This is a genomic window from Vreelandella nigrificans (genome assembly GCF_002374315.1).
In the GTDB taxonomy this organism is placed as follows: Bacteria; Pseudomonadota; Gammaproteobacteria; order Pseudomonadales; family Halomonadaceae; genus Vreelandella; species Vreelandella nigrificans.
The window spans coordinates 255,228-276,529 of the sequence record NZ_NWUX01000002.1; the positions used below are offsets into that span (position 1 = coordinate 255,228).

The 21,302-nt window shown below is 52.5% G+C and carries 15 protein-coding genes; 12 read left to right on the top strand and 3 right to left on the bottom strand.

Annotated features, from left to right (window positions below; translation table 11 throughout):
• Window positions 1-7 precede the first annotated feature (7 nt).
• Together CPA45_RS04390 and csiR are read right to left on the bottom strand one after the other, a co-directional pair.
• Window positions 8-1,186: an acyl-CoA dehydrogenase gene (locus CPA45_RS04390; protein WP_096650414.1), complete on the bottom strand. Its 1,179-nt coding sequence runs from the start codon at window positions 1,184-1,186 to the stop codon at window positions 8-10.
• A gap of 130 nt (window positions 1,187-1,316) precedes the next feature.
• Complete coding sequence (gene csiR, locus CPA45_RS04395; protein ID WP_096650415.1) at window positions 1,317-2,006, bottom strand: DNA-binding transcriptional regulator CsiR; 690 nt, start codon at window positions 2,004-2,006, stop codon at window positions 1,317-1,319.
• Between the two features lie 97 nt (window positions 2,007-2,103).
• On the opposite strand from csiR, the gene lhgO reads away from it, so the two are divergent.
• The 4 genes from lhgO (at window position 2,104) to CPA45_RS04415 (ending at window position 6,995) form a co-directional block, all read left to right on the top strand.
• Window positions 2,104-3,300, top strand: coding sequence for an L-2-hydroxyglutarate oxidase (gene lhgO / locus CPA45_RS04400; RefSeq protein WP_096650416.1), 1,197 nt, complete (start codon window positions 2,104-2,106; stop codon window positions 3,298-3,300).
• Window positions 3,301-3,443: 143 nt separating this feature from the next.
• Window positions 3,444-4,403, top strand: coding sequence for a TAXI family TRAP transporter solute-binding subunit (locus tag CPA45_RS04405; RefSeq protein WP_078088573.1), 960 nt, complete (start codon window positions 3,444-3,446; stop codon window positions 4,401-4,403).
• Window positions 4,404-4,427: 24 nt separating this feature from the next.
• Window positions 4,428-4,943 carry a DUF1850 domain-containing protein gene (locus CPA45_RS04410; RefSeq protein ID WP_096650597.1) on the top strand — a complete coding sequence of 172 codons (516 nt, stop codon included), beginning with the start codon at window positions 4,428-4,430 and terminating at the stop codon, window positions 4,941-4,943.
• A gap of 33 nt (window positions 4,944-4,976) precedes the next feature.
• On the top strand, window positions 4,977-6,995 hold the full coding sequence (locus tag CPA45_RS04415; protein WP_096650417.1) for a TRAP transporter permease: 2,019 nt from the start codon (window positions 4,977-4,979) through the stop codon (window positions 6,993-6,995).
• A 165-nt stretch (window positions 6,996-7,160) separates the two neighbouring features.
• Here CPA45_RS04415 and CPA45_RS04420 read toward each other — a convergent pair whose 3' ends face one another.
• Window positions 7,161-9,689: a penicillin-binding protein 1A gene (locus tag CPA45_RS04420; protein ID WP_096650418.1), complete on the bottom strand. Its 2,529-nt coding sequence runs from the start codon at window positions 9,687-9,689 to the stop codon at window positions 7,161-7,163.
• A gap of 194 nt (window positions 9,690-9,883) precedes the next feature.
• On the opposite strand from CPA45_RS04420, the gene pilM reads away from it, so the two are divergent.
• From pilM to gltB, 8 genes are all read left to right on the top strand, one after another.
• The gene (pilM, locus tag CPA45_RS04425; RefSeq protein ID WP_096650419.1) at window positions 9,884-10,945 is read left to right on the top strand and encodes a type IV pilus assembly protein PilM; all 1,062 of its coding nucleotides are present in this window, start codon (window positions 9,884-9,886) and stop codon (window positions 10,943-10,945) included.
• Window positions 10,942-11,508: a PilN domain-containing protein gene (locus CPA45_RS04430; RefSeq protein WP_096650420.1), complete on the top strand. Its 567-nt coding sequence runs from the start codon at window positions 10,942-10,944 to the stop codon at window positions 11,506-11,508. Before pilM ends, CPA45_RS04430 begins: the two co-directional genes overlap by 4 nt.
• On the top strand, window positions 11,505-12,149 hold the full coding sequence (locus CPA45_RS04435; protein ID WP_096650421.1) for a type IV pilus inner membrane component PilO: 645 nt from the start codon (window positions 11,505-11,507) through the stop codon (window positions 12,147-12,149). Before CPA45_RS04430 ends, CPA45_RS04435 begins: the two co-directional genes overlap by 4 nt.
• Entirely contained in the window at window positions 12,146-12,667 is a 522-nt protein-coding gene (locus CPA45_RS04440) for a pilus assembly protein PilP (RefSeq protein ID WP_096650422.1), read from the top strand. Before CPA45_RS04435 ends, CPA45_RS04440 begins: the two co-directional genes overlap by 4 nt.
• A gap of 29 nt (window positions 12,668-12,696) precedes the next feature.
• Window positions 12,697-14,718, top strand: a complete 2,022-nt coding sequence (locus CPA45_RS04445; protein ID WP_096650423.1) for a type IV pilus secretin PilQ — start codon at window positions 12,697-12,699, stop codon at window positions 14,716-14,718.
• Window positions 14,718-15,296, top strand: a complete 579-nt coding sequence (gene aroK, locus CPA45_RS04450) for a shikimate kinase AroK (protein ID WP_096650424.1) — start codon at window positions 14,718-14,720, stop codon at window positions 15,294-15,296. The genes CPA45_RS04445 and aroK overlap by 1 nt, the downstream gene beginning before the upstream one ends.
• Window positions 15,293-16,399 carry a 3-dehydroquinate synthase gene (aroB, locus tag CPA45_RS04455; RefSeq protein ID WP_096650425.1) on the top strand — a complete coding sequence of 369 codons (1,107 nt, stop codon included), beginning with the start codon at window positions 15,293-15,295 and terminating at the stop codon, window positions 16,397-16,399. The genes aroK and aroB overlap by 4 nt, the downstream gene beginning before the upstream one ends.
• A 448-nt stretch (window positions 16,400-16,847) precedes the next feature.
• The gene (gene gltB / locus CPA45_RS04460) at window positions 16,848-21,290 is read left to right on the top strand and encodes a glutamate synthase large subunit (protein WP_096650426.1); all 4,443 of its coding nucleotides are present in this window, start codon (window positions 16,848-16,850) and stop codon (window positions 21,288-21,290) included.
• Window positions 21,291-21,302 lie beyond the last annotated feature (12 nt).

Below are 21,302 nucleotides of genomic sequence, written 5' to 3' on the forward strand. Positions count from 1 at the left end.
AGGCCGCTTAAAAGAACGCTTGAATGCCAGTTTGGGCACGGCCAAGAATCAATGCATGCACGTCGTGGGTGCCTTCATAGGTATTTACTGACTCAAGGTTAACCATATGACGGATCACGCCGTACTCGTCGGAGACACCGTTTCCACCGTGCATATCCCTGGCAACACGCGCAATATCCAGCGCTTTGCCACAGTTATTGCGCTTTATCAGCGAGATCATTTCAGGAGCCCAGTTACCGCTATCCATCAGGCGGCCCACTTGCAGGGCGGCTTGTAGACCCAGGGTTATTTCAGTTTGCATATCAGCGAGTTTTTTCTGGATCAGTTGGTTAGCTGCCAGCGGGCGGCCAAACTGCTTACGGTCCAGCGTATATTGGCGGGCCGCGTGCCAGCAGAACTCTGCAGTGCCCATGACACCCCAGGCGATACCATAGCGGGCTTTGTTTAAACAGCCGAAGGGGCCTTTTAAACCGCTCACGTTGGGTAGCAGGTTCTCTTCAGGTACGTAGGCGTTGTCGAGTACGATTTCACCGGTGATAGAGGCGCGGAGCGACACCTTGCCCTCAATCTTCGGCGTGGTGAAACCTTCGGTTCCGCGTTCAACAATAAAGCCCTTGATCTGGTTGCCGTGGGCAGCAGACTTGGCCCATACCACTGCGATATCGGCAATTGGGCTATTAGTGATCCACATTTTTGCGCCGGTTAACCGGTAGCCGCCATCGACTTTCTCTGCCCGAGTAATCATTGAACCGGGATCAGAACCGTGATCCGGCTCGGTTAAGCCAAAGCAACCGACCATTTCACCACTGGCAAGCTTAGGCAAATATTTATGCTTCTGCTCTTCTGAGCCATAGGCCTCAATGGGGTACATAACCAGGGAGGATTGCACACTCATCGCTGAGCGGTAGCCGGAGTCTACCCGCTCGACTTCCCGAGCGATCAAGCCATAGGCCACATGGTTGACTCCCGAACCGCCATACTCGGGTGCAACAGTAGCTCCAAGTAGGCCTAGCTCCCCCATCTCACTCATAATCTGGCGGTCAAAGCGCTCTTCACGGAAGGCGCTAAGCACACGAGGCTGCAAGTTTTCCTGGCAGTAGTCGTGAGCAGCGTCGCGAATTTGGCGCTCTTCGTCAGTTAGCTGATGTTCTAGCAGCAGTGGGTCGTCCCAGTTAAAGCGTGTCATGGCATGAACTCCTTGGTTCGCTCTTAAAGACGCCCACAGCGTCTGCGGCGATAAATGAGCAGGGTGGCGTTGCTTAAACCAATGTATCGTCGTTTTTTTAAAATATCTACATTTTTTTGGAACGAAGAATTTAGTTGATACCTCTTGCTGTTAAAACACGGGTAATAATCGGCACTGGGGTCATCAGGTGATCACGCATTAAGTTAGCCGCTTGGGCGGTGTCCCTTGCCAAAATGACTTCAACTAATGCCGCATGTTCTTGGCGCTTGATATCTAAAGCTTGGGGGGACATCACTGTTTCTTGTAGCCAAAGGTGGCGGTAACGCTCTACTTGGTCAAATAGCGTGTCACGCATTTGTAGTAAATGTGGGGAGTTACAACCGCTGGCAATGGCTGTATGAAACGCCTTATGGCGCAGGTCCCAACCATCAAGAAGCTCATCAGGAGAGCTAATGTCGGTCACTTTCGCAAGGCGGTGTGCGGTAGCTAGCACATTGGCTTCCCAGTCGTCGTCGCCACGCTCAATGGCCAAGCGCAAGATTAGCCCTTCCAGCTGAGCTCGGGCGTCGTAAATATCGTTGAGCTCGGCAAGCGACATGGGCGCAACGCGGTAGCCTCGCTGGCTAATAGCTACCACCAAGCGGTCGGCGACTAATTGCGAAAGTGCTTCCCGAAGTGGGCCGGTACTAACGCCGTAATACTCCTTGAGGCGGCTCATTAATAGTTTTTCTGCAGGCGCATAGCGGCCGCGAATAATGTCGTGCTTCAGCTCGCGGTAGGCACTGACAGCGAGATTTTGGCGCGGCTCATCGTGCTCCATAGTGTCTCCTTAAGACCAAAGTCGGGTGATGGCGATCCACGTTCATTAAAGGCTATTATCAGTAAATTTTGAAAATTTGGCACAGGTAACAATATTTATGTGGGATTTCATCATTATTGGTGGTGGCATTCTAGGCATGTCTACGGCGATGCAGCTAAAGCAGGCCTACCCAGATAAGCGCATGTTAGTGGTCGAAAAAGAGTCTGGCCCTGCTCAGCATCAGACTGGCCATAATAGCGGCGTTATTCATGCAGGAGTGTATTACACACCGGGAAGCCTAAAGGCCAAATTTTGCCTGGAAGGCAATCGTGCGACACGAGAGTTTTGTGACCAGCACAATGTGAGCTATGACATCTGCGGTAAATTACTGGTCGCGACTAATTCGCTTGAAAAACAGCGTATGGAAGCGCTGTGGGAACGAACTGCCGCTAATGGCCTGGAGCGAGAGTGGTTAGAAGCTGGTGAGCTAAAAGAGCGTGAGCCTAATATTACTGGGGTGGCAGGCATCTTGGTACCGTCCAGTGGCATTGTGAATTATGCCGAGGTGACCCGCGCCATGGCTGCTGAATTTGAGCGTTTAGGTGGCGAAATCAGCTACGGTAGCTGCGTCACCGGGCTTGAAGAGCGCACTGAAGAAGTGGTGGTGGACACCAGTAATGGAAGCTTTGTCAGCCGCTATTTGGTGTCTTGCTCGGGGTTAATGGCCGACCGTGTGATTCGTATGCTGGGTAAAGAGCCAGGCTTTACTATTTGCCCGTTCCGAGGTGAGTATTACCTGCTACCTGAGCGTCTCAACCAGATTGTTAATCACCTGATTTATCCGATTCCTGACCCCAATATGCCATTTTTAGGCGTACACCTGACGCGTATGATTGATGGCACAGTGACTGTTGGGCCGAACGCCGTTCTGGCGCTAAAGCGTGAAGGCTACCGTAAGCAGGATATGTCGCTTGGTGATATGCGTCAGATGTTCACCCATACGGGTGTCTTAAAAGTGTTGGGCAAGCACCTTAAGCCCGGGCTATTTGAGATGAAAAACTCGCTTTACAAGCGAGGCTACTTGGAACTAGTGCGCAAATACTGTCCTAGCCTGAAAGCAGAAGATCTAACTCCTTATCCTGCGGGGGTTCGTGCCCAAGCGGTCTCTAATGATGGAAAGTTGGTGGATGATTTTCTATTTGTGAATACAAAGCGGACGGTAAACGTAGGCAACGCGCCGTCTCCTGCGGCAACCTCAGCGATCCCCATTGGCGCGCATATAGTGGAGCAAGTAAAAGCTCAGCTTAGCTGGTAGTGTTGCGATTAGCATCCAACGCGCAAGCCGTGCTAACTTCTCACCACCGCTTCCGCCTGCTGTATGGCAGCGAGAAGCAGGGGCTTCACACCTCCTCAATATCAACCATACCTATAAGTCCAATTAGGACGGAGGAAACGCTCATGCGAATTCTAAAATATGCAGTGGCAACATCTATGTTAGCAGTGGCACTTCCTGCCAGTGCGCAGCAGCTTTCTATCGCAACCGGCGGTACCGGTGGCGTTTACTATCCGATTGGCGGTGGTTTTGCCGAGATGATCAACAACCATATTGAAGGTGCTCAGGCGACAGCAGAGGTAACCGGTGCTTCGGTTGAAAATATGGGGTTGATAATGCGCGGCGACGCGGACCTTGCCCTCGTGCTGGCGGATACGGCTTACCAAGCATTCACCGGTACCGGTGATTTTGAGAGCCGCCAAATTGAAAACACTCGTGCATTGGCTTCTGTATACCCAAATGCGGTGCAGCTGGTCACGCTAGCGGACTCCGATATTCAGAGCATTGCTGACCTTGCCGGTAAGCGCGTTTCCGTGGGTGCACCGGGCAGTGGCACCGAGCTTAATGCCCGTGCATTGCTTGAGGCTAACGGCGTTAGCTACAGTGATTTTACCCCTCAGCGCCTTAACTTCAACGAAACTGCTGATGCTATTCGAGACGGCGATATCGATGCTGGCTTCTGGAGTGTTGGGCCGCCCACTAGCTCTATTCTTAACTTGGCAGCAACCCGCAATATTCGTTTGATTGGTTTCTCAGACGAAGAGATTGCTAATGCCCAAGAAGCCGAAGCAGTATTCGCCCCTTACGAGCTTGCGGCGGGCATGTACGACGGTATGGACGAAGCCGTTCAAACCATTGGTATTCCCAATGTGCTCGTCGTGAATGCGGATATGGACGAAGAGCTAGCCTACCAACTGACTCAACTGTTGTTTGAAAATATTGATGAGCTGATCGCCGTGCACCCAGCTGCGAACGACACCACGGTTGAATTCACCATGAACTCAACGCCGGTTCCGCTACACCCTGGCGCAATCCGCTACTTTGAAGAAGTAGGCGCTGACATCCCGGATCGTCTTCAGCCTTAATTGAAATATGAAGGGCTGTTCGCCATGCGGCGTCAAGCACAGCGGCTGATAATGCTCTTCTTAGTAGGTTTACCGTTCGCCGAAGCGGGGAGTTCCCTCGCTTCGGCGTTTGTGCCTGCGCGGCTAGTGGTAATGACGCAACAAGGTGAAGCATTGCTAGATGTACCTGCTCCCGTAGAAGCGCGTTGGTGCATCCAGTGGAACCATTCAGTAGAAAAATTTACGGTGCTGGATTGCTACCGTAATGTGGCGGGAGTAATGCAGTTAGAACGTAGCCATCAACCCGATTTTGCCGCAGGTCTTGGGCATGTGGTAGGCAGAGGAGAGCAAGTCTCCGATGGCCAAGGTGGGTACTGGATTAATGCCATTAATGAACCCGTGGCGAATAATCGCTACGTGTTGAGAGTCGGTTCACTAGCGGTTAATCACCAAGTGGTGTGGCCTGATGGCGAGCATCCTTCGGTGAGCTTAAGTGAACACGCGTCGGGGCAACGCGTGACTATTCAGCTGATACAGTCTCACGTTGCCCCACGTGAATAAAAATATAAGCTAGCTAACGCTTCCGAGGACTTCATGAGCGAATCCACTCCACCGCCGGTTTTAATGCCAGGCGGTAATGCGATTCAACCCCGCATGGTGCTGTGGTGTATTACCATCGTGGCGGTGGGTCTTTCCCTGTTTCAGCTTTACTCTGCTGGCATTCAGCCGCTGGGGCTGTTTTATCAGCGCAGTATTCACCTAGCGCTGATCATGCTGCTGGCATTTCTTATGTTTCCTGCCTTTGGGCCTAACCGTAAACGCGGTGTGCTTGGCTGGGGGATAGACTGTCTATTTTTAGCCGGCGCGCTGATTACGGGTGGCTATTTGGTGCTTAACCTGGACGCGATTTTTAGTCGTGCTGGGTTTTGGAGTGAAACCGATATTTTAGTGGCCTGTATCGCTACGGTGACTGTTTTAGAGGCTAGTCGCCGTGCGGTGGGGTTTGGTATGACTGTTATTGGTCTACTTGCCATCATTTACGCCTTTGCTGGTCCACGGGGTGAGCTACCTTGGCTTGGTGAGTGGATGCCAGGTATTTTGGCACATCGTGGCTACTCACTTGACCGTGTAGCAGGCCAGCTCTATCTCGGTCAGGAAGGTATTTTCGGCCTGCCCTTGGGCGTTGCAGCAACCTATATCTTTATCTTTGTACTGTTTGGCGCCTTTTTGGAAAGTACTGGCGCGGGTAAATTCTTTATTGATATGGCGTATGCCGCTACCGGCCGTCAGCGTGGTGGCCCCGCAAAGGCAGCCGTACTGGCCTCTGCAGGGATGGGATCCATTTCAGGTAGTGCCATTGCCAACGTAGTGACTACTGGCGCTTTTACCATTCCGTTAATGAAAAAACTGGGCTACAAGCCTAAGCAGGCGGGGGGGATTGAAGCGGCAGCATCGACGGGTGGGCAGATAATGCCGCCGCTAATGGGCGCTGGGGCATTCTTAATTGCCGAGTACACCAACACGCCTTACCTGGAAATCGTCAAAATCAGTATTTTGCCAGCGATTATGTACTTTGCGACGGTTTACTTATTTGTGCATATCATCGCTTTAAAGCAGGGTATGCAGGGCATGCCCAAAAGCGAACTGCCGCAAATGCGTCAGGTAATGAAAGATGGCTGGCACTTCTTACTGCCACTTGCGGTGCTGGTGTGGCTACTCGTCATGAATATGTCGCCAATGCGAGTAGGTTACTACGCAGTCGTTACCATGGTGGTGGTGGCGGTGCTTCGCTACGCTTTGTGGTACTTTTTTGTTGCCCCTAAGCAAGGCCAACCGGTAACACTTGAACGCACTAAAGGGGTGGTTTGGGCTGGGCTTGTCAAGCTAGTAGAAGGCTTGGAGCTGGGCGCGCGTAATGCGGTCGCGGTGTCGATGGCGTGTGCGGTGGCCGGTATTATCGTTGGGGTGGTTGGGCTTACTGGGCTTGGCCTTAAATTCTCCTCTATGATGCTGGCTTTCTCAGGCGGTAACTTGGTGCTGGCGTTAGTGATGGTGTTATTGGCAAGCTTAATCCTAGGGATGGGCCTGCCGGTCACCGCTAGCTACATTGTATTGATCGTGCTGGTTGGTCCCGCACTTACTGCTGAGTTTGGTGTTCCGCTGTTGATTGCTCACTTAGTGGTGTTCTGGTACTCCCAGGACTCTAATGTGACGCCGCCGATAGCCCTGGCAGGGTTTGCTGGGGCAGCCATTGCAGGTAGCAAGCCAATGGAAACCGGCTTCCAGGCGTGGAAGTTTGCCAAAGGCCTCTACTTAATCCCGCTGTTCATGGTATTCAACCCGGAAATTATTGTGGGTGGCCCAGTGCCTGTAGTGATCTGGAATGCGGTCATCGCGATTCTCGCGTTGTGTGCCTTTGCCGCAGCGTTGGAAGGGTATCTCTTTACCAAAATGTCGCTGCTGCCTCGTTTGGCGATTGGTGCTGCTATCTTTGGCGTGTTCTACCCAAGCTTGCTTACCGAAGCTGCAGGGGTGGTCGTTATGGCCGTGGCAATTGGTGCCAACTGGATGGCTAGCAAACGTGAGGTACCGTCGACACCTATGACGAGTTAAGAGGCTCGACTAATGTATGTAGGCTGAATACAAAACAGTTAGGTGCGTTGATATCACAGTATGTTGGCGTAAAAAAGCCCGGAAACCGTTAGGTTTCCGGGCTTTTACTTGCTACGTGGGTATTACTTAAAGCTCAGTTTTAGAAGGCTGTTTTAGAAGATTGTTTTAGAAAATGGACTCTGCCGCTCCTGAGCCTTGGGAGCCACCTACCTCTTCCAGCTCACGGCTGATACGGCTAGGCTGATAATCAGGTAGGTGATCCCGGTGGAACAGTTCTGAGATACCGCCTGACTGACCATCCCGCAAGCGGCGTCCCGTTCCTGAATCTACTCGGAGAGACACAACGCTACTTGGGCGTTCAGGTATTGCCGATGGCTTGCCAGATAACGCATCACCCATAAACTCGACCCAGATAGGCAGAGCAACGTTAGCGCCATACTCAGCAATGGTTTCGTTGCTGTCTTTACCCACCCATACGGTGGTAACTAGATCGCTATTAAAACCTGCGAACCAAGCATCACGCTGATTGTTAGTCGTACCGGTTTTACCTACGATATCGTCACGGTTAAGGCTAAGTGCTCCGCGTCCTGTTCCCGAGGTAATAACGTCGCGTAGCATATCGCGCAAAATATATACCGCAGCGGCATCAGCCACACGAGCTGCAACAGGGTACTCTTTGCCATCGATCTCAACAGTTTCTTGCCCTTCCGCACAGCTTGGACAAGCAACCTGAGGGGTTGCCTCGTCAATCAGTTCATTGTCATCGTTACGCGTTACGCGTTGAATAAACCAGGGCGCAACTTGGAAGCCACCGTTGGCAATGACTGCATAGGCATTGGTCATTTCCATCGGAGTTAAGTCGGCACTGCCTAGGGCTAACGATAGCCCACGGGGAAGTCGGCTGGGGGCAAACCCAAAGCCTTCTAAATAGTTAATTGTGTGATCCAGCCCCATGGTCTGTAGAACACGAATCGTCACTAGGTTGCGTGAGCGGGCAAGGGCAGGGCGAAGGCGCATGGGACCCTGGAAGTCACGGCTAGAGTTAACAGGACGCCACAAAGAGCTACTGCCGTCATTCAGTACCACGGGTGAATCGTTCACTACACTTGCGGCGTTCATTTCACCATCTTCCAATGCCGCTAGGTAGATAAACGGCTTAAAGATGGAGCCTGACTGACGCTGGGCTTGAACGGCGCGGTTGAACTTGCTGGCGTTAAAATCAAAGCCACCTTGCAAGGCTAGAATAGCCCCTGTACGTGGGTCTTGAGCCACCAGCGATCCTTCGGCGTCAGGTCGCTGAGATAAGCGTACGCTGCCATCTTCATTTACAACGACGCGCACCAGATCTCCGCGCACGGCAATTTGGTCGGCTGAGCTAGGCTCTGCCCCCCGGCTGCGCGGGCTTAAATATTGGCGGGCCCAGCTTAGTCCGCTCCAGTCAATGGTGTGTAGCTCGCCGCCTCGCACAAGTACTTTCATTTCACGGCCACTACTTTCTACCACAATAGCAGCGCGTAGCAGGCCGTAGTTAGGTGTACGCTCAAGTACTTGTAGCCAGTTGCTGACATCGCCATCAATGCCTGCAATTTCCGTTTGGCTGCGCTGGGCTGCCTGGCGGGCCGTTTGACGGATTTCAGGGGACTCTGCAAGCTCTTCTTCCAAACCCTGTGTGGCTGTCTGCTCTTGGGCCTCTACCAAGCTTGAGGCGATGTCGCGCTGCTCTGGCCCACGCCAGCCATGGCGGAGGTCATAGGCAATCAGGCCATTAGCTAATGCCTGGCGAGCGAACGGCTGTAGTTCGCTGTCGATCGTTGTGTAGATACGATAACCGCCGGTATAGGCCGTATCGCCAAAGCGCTCGATTGCATATTGGCGAGCCATCTCAGACACATAAGCGGCATCAACTTCCGTTTGGGTAAAGTGACGGCGGGCAGTAACCGGCGCTTGAACCGCCTCCTGGTACATCTCATCGTCGATGTAGCCAAGCTCGCGCATGCGGAAGAGTATCCAGTTACGACGTATCAAGGAGCGCTCAGAGTTAGCCAGGGGGTTAAACGCAGAGGGCGCTTTCGGTAGCCCTGCTATCATGGCGGTCTCCGCTAGGGATAACTCAGCCAGCGGCTTGTCGTAATAGGTTTCTGAGGCAGCCGCGATGCCATATGCACGGTTACCGAGAAAGATTTTGTTAACGTAAAGTTCAAAAATCTCTTCTTTACTGAGTAACTTCTCCATCTGCAGGGCAAGCAGGATTTCACGGATTTTCCGAGTGAAGGTTTGATCCAGCGTTAACATGTAGTTACGTGCGACCTGCATGGTAATGGTGGAGCCACCCGACTGAATCGTACCGCCGCTTTGGACCAGCTCTACGGCGGCCCTTGCCAAGCCACGTGGGTCAACACCAGCATGATCGAAGTAATTGGTATCCTCGGCAGCAACCAATGCATTGATCATATCCTGAGGGATTTCATCAAAATCGATTGCCATACGGCGCTCTTCGCCAAACTCACCAATTAGTTTGCCGTCATTGGTGAAGATGCGTAGCGGTGTGTGCAGCTCGAAATCCTGCAGTTGCCGCACGTCGGGCAGCCCCGGTGAGAAGTAAATGGCCGCGCCTACCACTGCTAGCGCAGCAGCTCCTATCAGCGCAACGATCAGTGAAAACAGCGACAGGATGAGGGTTCGAAAAAACTTCATGAACAGTGGGCACCCGTGGAAAGAAGAAGTAGGTACGGCATCCAAAGGGCCGTATTACGCAGTTTGGCTGCCATTATAGGAAGGTGAGGCAGCGGCCACCAGTGTTGATATGTCGTAAAGCCACTCACGTGTGACTTAACTAAAAATCATGTAACCTCGGAATTCGCAAGATTGGCAGGCGGAGCCGAACCTATATGCGCTTACTTAAACCCTCTAAAGGGTTGATTGGTGTCGATATTACCTCGGCGGCCGTCAAGCTGTTAGAGCTAAAGCAGTGTAGCGATACTTACCAGGTAGAAAGCTATGCAGTGAAGTCGCTACGTGAGGGTGCCGTGGTAGAACGTCGCGTACGCGATATACACGAAGTAGCACGTGTGCTGCGTCAAGCGATAGAGCATGCAAAGCCTTCTACGCGTAAGGCGGCTGTGGCAGTGCCTGCAAGCGCAGCTATTACAAAAACACTCATGTTTCCCATATCGCTAAGCGAAGATGAAATTGAGGAGCGCATTACTGCCGAATCCGACCGCCATATTCTTTTTCCGTTCAATGAAGTGGTATTTGATTTTCAGTGCCTGGGACCTGCGCCGTTTGATGCTGACCAGCAGCAAGTGGTGTTAGTGGCATGTCATCAGCAGGATGTGGCTCGGCTTGCCGAAACCATAGAGCGTGCTGGTCTAGAACCCGCGGCTGTGGATGTAGAAACATTTGCTATGGCACGCACGTTGGCTGAGTTGCGCCGCCCGCTAAGCGTCGATAATGACCTGAATGTGTGTGTTGGGTTAGTAGATATAGGCGCCAATACGAATACGTTTCACGTGGTGCGTGGAGGGCGAACTATTTACAGCCGCGATACAGCATTTGGCGGATGCCAGCTTACTGATGCTATTCGCGATCGCTATGCAATGAGTCATGCAGAAGCCGAGTTAGCAAAAAAGCGTGGCGGCTTACCTGAAGATTACCAGGACGTTGTGCTTAACCCGTTTGTGGAAACTGTGGTGCAACAGGTAGGGCGTTCACTGCAGCTTTACTATACGACAGGCCGCCAGCATGAGGTGAAGTACATAGTGTTAACCGGTGGCATTAGCGTGATTCCTGGGCTTGCCGAGCGCATCGCGAAAAATAGCAGTTTGCCGGTGACCATTGCTAACCCTTTTCAGCGTATGCGGTTCAATAAACGGCTTGATGTACAAGCCCTAACCAATGATGCTCCCGCCATGTTAACTGCTTGCGGTTTGGCCATGAGGGTCGGCCTGTGAGCATTCATATCAACCTATTACCTTGGCGTGAAGCCCGGCGCAAGCAGCGTACCCGTGCTTTTTACGGCACCATCCTCTTTCTATTGCTTTTGGGGCTGCTGCTGGGCTTGGCCGTTGCGCATTTTTATCAGCAGCAACTAGTCACTCAGCAGCAGCGCAATGATTATATCTCTACTCATATTGAGCGGCTAAATAGGGAAATTGCCGACGTGCATCGCTATCAGACTGATGTTAAGCAGCTAGGTGAACAACTGAGCTTATTTCATATGCTACATAGTGAGCGGGTTAACACCGTTCAGTTATTCAATGAATTGGCGGAAAGCATTGCTGATGGAGTTGTTTATCAGCGCCTAAGTCGCAGTGGACAGCTGATTAGTTTATCTGCTGTAGCGGGCAACGACCGGCAAGTGTCGGAGCAACTACGTACTATCGCCAGTATGCCAGGGTTGGGAGTTCCGGTGCTTTCGGAGGTGGCAATTGGGCTGGGTGGCAGCGAGCGGGTTTTCCAGTTCGATGTGACTCAATTGACAGATGAGGCCGCTGCGCAGGAGGCGCTGCGATGAGCTGGAATCGTGAGCGCTGGCGTGATGAATGGCAACGCTTACAAAGCGTTGATTGGCAGGCGTTGGATATTACCGAAGCAGGAGAGTGGCCTTCGTTGCTTAAAGGACTGTGTGGGGTGCTCGCCTTTTTGATGATGTCGGGAGGCGTCAGCTGGTGGCTGGTAGGAGAAAAGCGCGACCAGCTAGTCATTGAGAAGCGCCAGGAAGTGCGCTTATTGAACGAGTATCGTAGTAAAGCCTCGGAGGTCGCCTTTCTGCCAGATATACGCAGCCAACTGGAAACGTTGGAAGAGCAGATGGTACTCATGCGTTCAATGTTGCCCACCAGTGCAGAAATACCTTCGCTATTAGATAGCATCAGTGATGCTGCAGTGGATAACCGGCTGACTATCGAAGCCATCCGCTTAAGACCAGCGGTTAGCCAGGCCCACTATGTAGAGCACCCGCTGGATATTCAAGTGCTCGGAGGCTACCACCAGCTGGCACAATTTTTATCGGATATCAGTCAATTAGCGCGTATCGTCACGCAGCATGATTTAACGCTCGCGCCTGTAGAGCCACAGGGCGAGATGCTGCGGCTTTCTCTACTTGCCCGTACGTATAGCTATAGAGAGAGCGTTGATGAGGGGAGCACGCTATGAAGCGTTTTATGTTGGCGTGCTGTAGTACTGCCTTGGTAGCTTGCGGTGATGCGAACCTTGAGCAATTAGATACCACGTTGGCAGAAATTCGCCGTACTCCTGGGGGGCAAGTGCCAGCTATTGTCGCATCATTGCCAGATCCACAGCCTCTTCACTATCAGCATGCTGAGGCACGAAGCCCTTTTCTTGCTCCTGAAATTGTAAGCAGCGCTGAACGCCTACTATTACCTGAAGCGAGTGAGTTTGTACCCGATCTGCAGCGTGTAGCTGAGCCACTGGAGAGTTTTCAGTTACAGTCTTTACGGCTAGTTGGAACTCTAAGTATGGAAGGACGGCAGATGGCTCTCATCGCTACTCCTGAGGGTAATGTGATCAATGTTCGAGCGGGAAACTACCTAGGTAACAATCATGGGCGAATTACTCGTATCGTCCCGCAGGAAGTTACCATTGTAGAGCGAGTATTTAGCCAACAGCAGGGATGGCAAGAGCGTAAAGCGGCGCTTGTCATTGATGAATAGCCTTGTCTACTTGTTACTGGATGCTGCCTATGGAAGCCACGCTTCTGAGAATTACACTGCTATTGTTAGCTCTAACACCATCGTTCAGCTTGGCATCGGTGCTGACGAATATGGATGTACGCCAAACTAGTAGTGGAGAAACGGAGTTAGTACTGCAATTTAGTGGCGGTGTCGCTGAAATGAATGGCTATCGCTTGGATGCGCCGCCGCGTTTAGCCCTGGATTTAGCTGATACCCAGAGTGGCTTGGCTCAGCGTCGAGTAGATGTGGGTAGTGGTGGTGTTGAGCGAATTACAGCGCTTGAGGGTAGTGGTCGTACTCGTCTTGTGGTCGATTTAAACGAACCTCTTGAGTACCGCTCCCGCGTGGAGGGTAGCCAGCTGAGAATTACCCTAGGGGTATCCAGTACTAATGGTCCGGTGGATGCACGAGCAACTGCCCAAGGGCCCCGCGTTGAACATATTGATTTCCAACGCGGCTCAAATGGGGCGGGGCTACTGCTGGTGACCTTTGACCGTGGAGGTGTCGTGAGTAACGTGCGCGAAGCCAGTGGTGGACGAGTGATTGCTGAGCTGCGTGACGTTGACCTGCCCGCTGCGCTGAATCAGGTTTATGACGTGACGGATTTTGCTACGCCTATTAGTCGCATTACGCCGCGTATTGGCCAGCGTGGTACGTCGCTAGAGCTACAAACCAGCGGCGCTTATGCAATGATTTCGTCACAAAGTGATCAAACGTTAACCATTGAAGTACAGCCTGTTAGCCAAGCTCCCCTGCAGGTAGGGGAGCAACAAGGCGATAGCTATACTGGTAAGCGACTAAACCTCAACTTTCACGATGTTGAGGTACGCGCTGTACTGATCACGCTTGCGGAATTTATGGGGCTTAATCTGGTAGCAAGTGACAGCATCACTGGACGAGTCACACTCAATTTAAACGAAGTACCTTGGGACCAGGCGCTGGCGTTGATTCTGCAAAGCCAGGGGCTATCCAGTCATAAGCAGGGTAATGTGATTGTCGTTGCTCCTGCCAGTGAGCTGGCGGCTAGAGAGCGTCAGGAAATTGAAATTCGTAATCAGCGCGAAACGTTATCCCCGTTGGTCTCCGAGTTTATTGAAGTGAAGTATGCTCGCGCCGAAGATCTTGCTCAGTTGCTGCGTGGCGGAGATGGCTATGGCTTATTGACCGAGCGCGGTCGTGTTAGTGTCGATAAACGCACCAATATATTGGTAGTTCAGGATACTGCTGAGCAAGTGCGTGACATTGCCCGTACCCTGGAACGTCTCGATGTGGCGGTGCGTCAGGTGCAAATAGAAGCGCGCATTGTTATTGCCCGAGATACTGCCTCCCGAGAACTGGGAATTAACTGGGGGGCGTCCAGTACACGAGGGTTTCAAGAAAATGAGGCTGGTGGTTTTGAAGGGCGTAACATCAACCCGGGTGGTTTAAATCGTGCTATGGGTGGGTTAGCAGTAGATCTGGGCTCAATGGGGGCTGCAAGTACGGGCTTTAGCTTTGGCTACCTATCCGGTGATATATTGCTAGATCTGGAGCTGCGTGCGCTGGAAAGTGAGGGCAAAAGCCAGACAATTTCACAGCCTCGGGTAATTACCGCCAACCAGCGTACAGCCATAATTCGGCAAGGGGAGGAGCGCGCCTTCCAAAGCGTTGACTCCCAGGGGAATCCTGACACTGAGTTTAAAGAAGCAGAGCTTTCCCTGGAAGTAACACCGCAAATCACCCCCGATAATCGCATTATCATGGATCTGGTGATTAAAAATGACAGTTTCCGCGAGAGCGAGTTTGGCGGCGAGCCACCCATTGACACCAACCAGATTGAGACCCAAGTACTGGTGGATAATGGTCAAACGGTGGTGCTAGGCGGTATTTTAACCACAGAGCAGTTGAGCCAAATTGCCAAAACGCCACTATTAGGTGATTTGCCGATGATTGGTCGACTATTCCGCTATACCGAAGAGAGCAATGAAAAGGTAGAGTTATTGGTCTTTATCACTCCACGACTACTTGACGACGGTTTGGCGATTCGCTGATGCAGGATTTACCTAATCTTTTTTTAATTGGTCCCATGGGGGCTGGTAAAAGCACGATAGGTCGCCTGTTGGCGGCAGAACTATCGCGCCCGTTTTACGACAGCGATCATGCCATACAGGATCGTTGCGGAGCCGATATACCCTGGATTTTTGATGTCGAGGGTGAGCCAGGTTTCCGTCAGCGTGAAATTCAGATGATTGACGAGCTTACCCAGCTGCCTGAGGTGGTGGTAGCTACCGGCGGCGGCGCAGTGCTGCGAGAGGAAAATCGCCGCGCCCTGCGCGAGCGTGGCACGGTTGTGTATCTGATGACCACCGTAGAGCAGCAGCTTAAGCGCACAGCCAAGGACCGTAATCGACCACTGCTGCAGTGCGCCAATCGTGAGCAGGTGCTGAATGATATGTTTGCTGCCCGTGACCCGCTTTATCGCGCTACGTCGGATATTACCGTGCGCACCGATCGGCGCAGTCCTCGAGCCGTGGTGAATGAAATATTGCGCCGTGTGTACCGCTTGGTTGACCCGCTGGAAGCCGCCGGGGTGTTAAATAAACTTCAGAATAAGAAGGTGTCGCAATGACTGAGACGGTAACCCCCCAGCGTACGTTGACGGTAGCGCTTGGTGACCGCAGCTACCCTATCCATATTGGGGTGGGGCTTTTGCAGCAGGCTAACGTGCTAATGCCTTATTTAGCCGGGCAGCAGGTGATGGTGGTGACGAATGACGCCATTGCACCGCTCTATCTAGAGACGTTATGCGCTACATTTCCAGATCACTTAGATGTGCGAACCGTTGTGCTTCCCGATGGGGAGCAGCATAAAACCATCGAGCAGGTTGGCCGTATTTGGGATGCGCTGCTTGAAGCAGGTTTTAATCGCCGCTGCACTTTGATTGCGCTCGGTGGTGGGGTGATTGGAGATATGGTCGGTTATGCTGCGGCATCTTATCAACGCGGCGTCGCTTTTATTCAGGTGCCGACTACGTTGCTTTCCCAGGTAGACTCCTCTGTAGGTGGGAAGACGGGGGTTAACCATCCGCTCGGTAAAAACATGATCGGCGCTTTCTGGCAGCCTAAAGCGGTGTTGGTGGATACCGATACGTTAACCACACTGCCTAGCCGCGAGCTTTCAGCAGGGCTGGCCGAGGTGGTTAAGTACGGCTTGATTCGTGATGAAGCGTTTTTAAGCTGGTTGGAAGAAAACATGCAGGCGCTTCGTAACGTTGAACCTGTGGTTATCGCGGAAGCCATCGCCAAAAGTTGCCAGATCAAGGCGGATATTGTCGCTGAAGATGAAACCGAGCAGGGGGTGCGAGCGCTGCTTAACCTTGGCCACACCTTTGGGCATGCTATTGAAGCCCACCAAGGATATGGTAACTGGTTGCATGGCGAAGCTGTCGGGGCGGGAATGTCCATGGCGGCCATGCTATCTCACCAATTGGGCTGGATTGATGATGCGGCGCTGGCAAGAGTTCAGGCTGTGATTGAAAGCGCAGGATTACCTCTGGCTGCCCCAGCAAATATGTCAGTGGATGATTTCTTAGTACGCATGCGTTTGGACAAGAAGAATATTGACGAAAAACTTCGCCTGGTGCTGCTAACTGCGCTAGGCGATGCTTGTGTTAGTGATGAGACACCCACCGCAACTCTGCGTGATTTGCTGCAACGCTACCCCCGTGACTAAGCGTGAGCGCTCCTCAATGTCAAAAGCCCGCCGCGTGCGGGCTTTTTGTTGCCTGTTTGGTTTGTGGGAGTGAGAATCTTTTGCATGTAATCCGTATGCCTTATGCGCTATCGGCATGGCTTTTTTGGATGGCTTTAGACTAAAGTTCTATACTTCTATTTTTCCGTTTAAATATCGTTTTATTGCTTTGCAAGTGGTTGAAGTGTATGTGTTTTTTAAAATGTTGTGCATGTAAGGCTAGGATTTGACAAGGGTTTTTTGGGTTTTGTACGTCGTGAGAGATTGCGCAGGGCGTGGGCAAATCGCTATGCTGAGCGGCCATTTCTTACAGTGGCGAATAGGGAAAGCTTCCCTTTTGGATGGGTTGACAACGGGTGTATAAAAAGAAAAACCCATAATTATACCATATGTTCGCTGCTATTAAAATACGCTTATTAGGGGCACGCCCATGAATAAAGGTCTTCACCAGCCCGGCGAGTTTCGCGACAACTGCGGCTTTGGCCTAATTGCCCATATGGAAGGGCAGTCCAGCCATGACTTGCTGAAAACAGCGATCGAATCACTTACCTGCATGACCCACCGCGGTGGCATTGCGGCAGATGGCAAAACCGGTGATGGTTGCGGACTGCTGATTAAAATGCCGACGCAATTCATGCGTGCTGCGGCCAAGCAAGCGCTGGGCGTAGAGCTTGGCGAACGTTTTGCCGTTGGCGTTGTGTTTCTACCTGACGACAATGCCCGTGCAGCTCAGGCTAAAGAAACGTTAGAGCGTGAGTTGAACGGCCGTGGTTTGGAGGTGCTGGGCTGGCGCGAGGTACCTACCGATCCTAGCGTTTGTGGGCCCATGGCGTTGGACTGTCTTCCGCGCATTGAGCAACTGTTTGTTCAGCCGGGTAGCAGTGAGAGCTTCGATGTTGATCTGTTTATGGCCCGCCGCTATGCAGAGCAGGCGCTGCGCGGCGATGAAGACTTTTATGTTGCTTCCCTTTCCTCGGAAGTAGTGTCGTACAAAGGCTTGGTGATGCCGGAAGACTTACCGGCGTTTTATAAAGATCTTAACGACCCGCGCCTGGAAACCGCCATTTGCGTGTTCCACCAGCGTTTCTCGACCAATACTGCACCTCGCTGGCCCCTGGCGCAGCCATTCCGTTTGCTGGCCCACAATGGCGAAATCAACACCATTGAAGCCAACCGTGGGTGGGCAAACTCGCGTAAAGCAAACTTTGTGAATGAGCGTTTGCCGGATATCGCTAAGCTTGATGAAATCGTCAATACCACAGGGTCTGACTCCTCTAGTATGGACAACATGCTAGAAGTGTTGCTGACCGGTGGTATGGAGCTGCATCGTGCAGTGCGCATGATGGTGCCGCCCGCCTGGCAAAACGTAGAGACCATGGATGCCGAGCTGCGTGCATTCTATGAGTACAACTCTATGCATATGGAACCTTGGGATGGGCCTGCCGGTGTGGTTATGACCGATGGCCGCCAAGCAGTGTGTATGCTAGACCGTAACGGTTTGCGTCCGGCGCGTTGGGTAATTACCAAAAATGGCTACATCACCTTGGCATCTGAAATTGGTACCTATGGTTATCAGCCAGAAGACGTAATTGCTAAAGGTCGCGTTGGCCCTGGTCAGATTCTGGCTGTGGATACTCAAACCGGTGAAGTGCTGCATACCCAGGATATTGATGACCGTTTAAAATCTGCGTACCCCTACAAACGTTGGCTTAAGCAAGAGGCTAGTTATCTAGAGTCTGCGCTGACCGAGCTTGCTCGTTTCCAGACCATGGATACCGACGCGCTTAACGTTCAGCAAAAGATGTTCCAGGTGACGTTTGAAGAGCGTGATCAGGTGCTGCGCCCGTTGGCAGAAAGCGGCCAAGAAGCGGTGGGCTCAATGGGGGATGACACTCCTATGGCAGTGCTGTCTAGTCGCCCGCGCTTACTAACCGACTTCTTCCGTCAGAAGTTTGCCCAGGTTACCAACCCGCCCATCGACCCGCTGCGTGAAGCAATCGTAATGTCGCTGGAAACCTGTTGCGGCGCAGAGCTAAATGTTTTCAAGGCAACGCCTGAGCATGCGCACCGGCTGATTTTGACGACTCCGGTGCTATCGCCGCGCAAATTTACGGCATTGGTCAGCCAAGACGATCCTGCGTTTGCTAGCCACACAATGTCGTTGGGCTACGATCCTGAGCACACCAGCTTACAGCAGGCGATTACGGCGTTATGCCAGGAGGCCGAAGCCCAGGTAATTGCTGGTAAGGTCATTCTGGTGCTGACCGATGCTGAGCTGCCCAAGGGACAGCTACCGATTCAGGCTGCGTTGGCGGTGGGTGCTGTTCACTCCCACCTTGGCCGTTTAGCGCTACGCCCCAATGCCAATATCGTTGTAGAGACCGGCTACGCTCGTGATGCTCACCAGATGGCAGTTCTGTTCGGTGTCGGTGCCACGGCGGTTTATCCGTGGCTGGCGTATCAAGTCATGGCTGATATGCACCGCACGGGTGAGTTGACTGGTAACCCCGCCGATGCTCGAGAAAATTATCGTAAAGGCCTGCAGAAAGGGCTATTTAAGATTCTCTCGAAGATGGGGATCTCAACACTGGCCTCCTACCGTGGCTCGATGCTGTTTGAAGCGGTTGGCCTCTCTGACGAAATTATGGATACCTGCTTTGTGGGTATGGCGTCGCGTATCCAGGGTGCCGGCTTTGCTGAGTTGCAGTTGCAGCAAGAGTTACTGGCTAAAGATGCCTGGATTCCCCGCAAGGGTATTTCCCAGGGCGGTATGCTCAAGTATGTGCATGGCTATGAGTACCATGCTTACAACCCTGATGTGGTTAAGTCGCTACAGGCGGCGGTACAAGAGGGTAGTTACGCCAAGTGGAAAAAGTTTGCTCAACTAGTTAATGAGCGTCCGGTAGCCACTATTCGTGACCTACTGAAGCTTAAGCCTGTTGACGCGCCAATCCCGCTGGAAGATGTTGAGCCGGTTGAAGCGTTGATCCCGCGTTTTGATAGTGCTGGCATGTCACTCGGTGCGCTTTCACCAGAGGCGCATGAAGCGCTGGCTCAGGCGATGAACGAGGCGGGTGGTCGCTCCAACTCAGGTGAAGGTGGTGAGGATCCTGCTCGCTACGGCACTATTCGTAGCTCGAAGATCAAGCAGATTGCCTCTGGACGTTTTGGTGTTACCCCAGCGTACTTGGTCAATGCAGAAGTATTGCAGATTAAAGTAGCGCAAGGCGCTAAGCCCGGTGAAGGTGGCCAGTTGCCTGGAGGTAAGGTCAATCAGTTGATTGCGCGCCTGCGTTACTCGGTGCCTGGTGTGACACTGATTTCACCACCACCCCACCACGACATCTACTCCATTGAGGATTTGGCACAGCTAATTTTTGACCTGAAACAGGTCAACCCAGATGCACAGGTGTCCGTGAAGCTGGTTTCTGAGCCAGGTATCGGCACTATTGCGACTGGTGTTGCTAAGGCTTATGCGGACTTAATCACTGTATCCGGCTACGACGGTGGTACGGCGGCGAGCCCCCTGACCTCAATCAAGCACGCCGGTTCACCCTGGGAGCTGGGTCTTCCAGAAGTGCATCAAGCACTGCGTATTAACGGTCTGCGTGACAAAATTCGCCTGCAAACCGACGGCGGCTTAAAAACTGGCCTTGATGTTATCAAAGCTGCAATTCTGGGTGCTGAAAGCTTTGGCTTTGGTACCGCGCCGATGGTGGCATTGGGCTGCAAATATCTGCGTATTTGTCACCTGAATAACTGCGCCACCGGTGTTGCGACCCAGGATGATTTTCTGCGTGGAGAGCATTTCCGCGGCACCGTGGATATGGTCAAAAACTACTTCCGCTTTATTGCCGAAGAAGTGCGTGAATTGATGGCCTCGTTGGGGGTGCGCCAGCTTACTGATCTAATTGGTCGCACTGATCTGCTAGAAGTGCTGGAGGGTAGTACGGCCTCTCAGCGCAAGTTAGATCTCACTCCTCTGTTGGTTAACGACTCTGTTCCTGCTAATGCACCGCAGTTCTGTCAAGTGAGTCGTAATGTGCCTCATGATCCGGGTGCTAAGAATCAGGAAGTACTCGCAGCGTTAAAAGAGGCGATCGAAAACCAATCGGGGGGCGTCTTCGATTTTACGATCACCAACTGCGATCGCAGCGTGGGGGCGTTGACATCAGGAGCAATCGCCAAGCGCTATGGGGAGGATGGTCTAGAAGTAGCGCCGGTCACTGCGCACTTCACCGGTGTTGCGGGCCAAAGCTTCGGGGTGTGGAACGCACGTGGTTTAAACCTCTACCTTGAAGGTGATGCCAACGACTACGTGGGTAAAGGAATGAACGGTGGCAGTATTGTGATTGTGCCGCCGAAGGTGAGCCAGTTCGAAAGCCATAAAACTGCCATTATCGGTAATACCTGCTTGTATGGTGCGACCGGAGGGACTCTGTTCGCAGCAGGGACTGCTGGTGAGCGCTTTGCCGTGCGTAACTCGGGGGCTACCGCAGTGATTGAAGGTGCAGGCGACCACTGTTGTGAGTACATGACTGGTGGCTTGGTCTGTGTGTTGGGTGAGACCGGCGTTAACTTTGGTGCAGGTATGACCGGTGGCTTTGCCTATGTGCTGGATGAAGATCGTACCTTTGTGGATAAGTACAACCACGAACTGGTAGAGATCCATCGGGTCAACACCGAAGTGATGGAAGCGTACCGTCGTCACCTGCGGGAGATGATCGAAGCCTATGTGGCGGCAACAGGCTCGGCCCGTGGAGCAGCGATTCTGGAAGACTTTAGTGACTACGCGCGCCACTTCTGGCTGGTGAAGCCTAAAGCGGCAAGTTTAGGTAGTTTGCTGAATCAATCTCGGCGTCAGCCGGAATAACCCGCCAGAGCC

What these genes read in the sequence shown, in the direction of transcription:
- aroB (WP_096650425.1), top strand. Translation starts at nt 15,293, where the DNA reads ATGACTGAGACGGTAACCCCCCAGCGTACGTTGACGGTAGCGCTTGGT.
- aroK (WP_096650424.1), top strand. Translation starts at nt 14,718, where the DNA reads ATGCAGGATTTACCTAATCTTTTTTTAATTGGTCCCATGGGGGCTGGT.
- CPA45_RS04445 (WP_096650423.1), top strand. Translation starts at nt 12,697, where the DNA reads ATGGAAGCCACGCTTCTGAGAATTACACTGCTATTGTTAGCTCTAACA.
- CPA45_RS04435 (WP_096650421.1), top strand. Translation starts at nt 11,505, where the DNA reads ATGAGCTGGAATCGTGAGCGCTGGCGTGATGAATGGCAACGCTTACAA.
- CPA45_RS04390 (WP_096650414.1), bottom strand. Translation starts at nt 1,186, where the DNA reads ATGACACGCTTTAACTGGGACGACCCACTGCTGCTAGAACATCAGCTA.
- CPA45_RS04440 (WP_096650422.1), top strand. Translation starts at nt 12,146, where the DNA reads ATGAAGCGTTTTATGTTGGCGTGCTGTAGTACTGCCTTGGTAGCTTGC.
- csiR (WP_096650415.1), bottom strand. Translation starts at nt 2,006, where the DNA reads ATGGAGCACGATGAGCCGCGCCAAAATCTCGCTGTCAGTGCCTACCGC.
- CPA45_RS04420 (WP_096650418.1), bottom strand. Translation starts at nt 9,689, where the DNA reads ATGAAGTTTTTTCGAACCCTCATCCTGTCGCTGTTTTCACTGATCGTT.
- CPA45_RS04415 (WP_096650417.1), top strand. Translation starts at nt 4,977, where the DNA reads ATGAGCGAATCCACTCCACCGCCGGTTTTAATGCCAGGCGGTAATGCG.
- gltB (WP_096650426.1), top strand. Translation starts at nt 16,848, where the DNA reads ATGAATAAAGGTCTTCACCAGCCCGGCGAGTTTCGCGACAACTGCGGC.
- CPA45_RS04405 (WP_078088573.1), top strand. Translation starts at nt 3,444, where the DNA reads ATGCGAATTCTAAAATATGCAGTGGCAACATCTATGTTAGCAGTGGCA.
- lhgO (WP_096650416.1), top strand. Translation starts at nt 2,104, where the DNA reads ATGTGGGATTTCATCATTATTGGTGGTGGCATTCTAGGCATGTCTACG.
- pilM (WP_096650419.1), top strand. Translation starts at nt 9,884, where the DNA reads ATGCGCTTACTTAAACCCTCTAAAGGGTTGATTGGTGTCGATATTACC.
- CPA45_RS04410 (WP_096650597.1), top strand. Translation starts at nt 4,428, where the DNA reads ATGCGGCGTCAAGCACAGCGGCTGATAATGCTCTTCTTAGTAGGTTTA.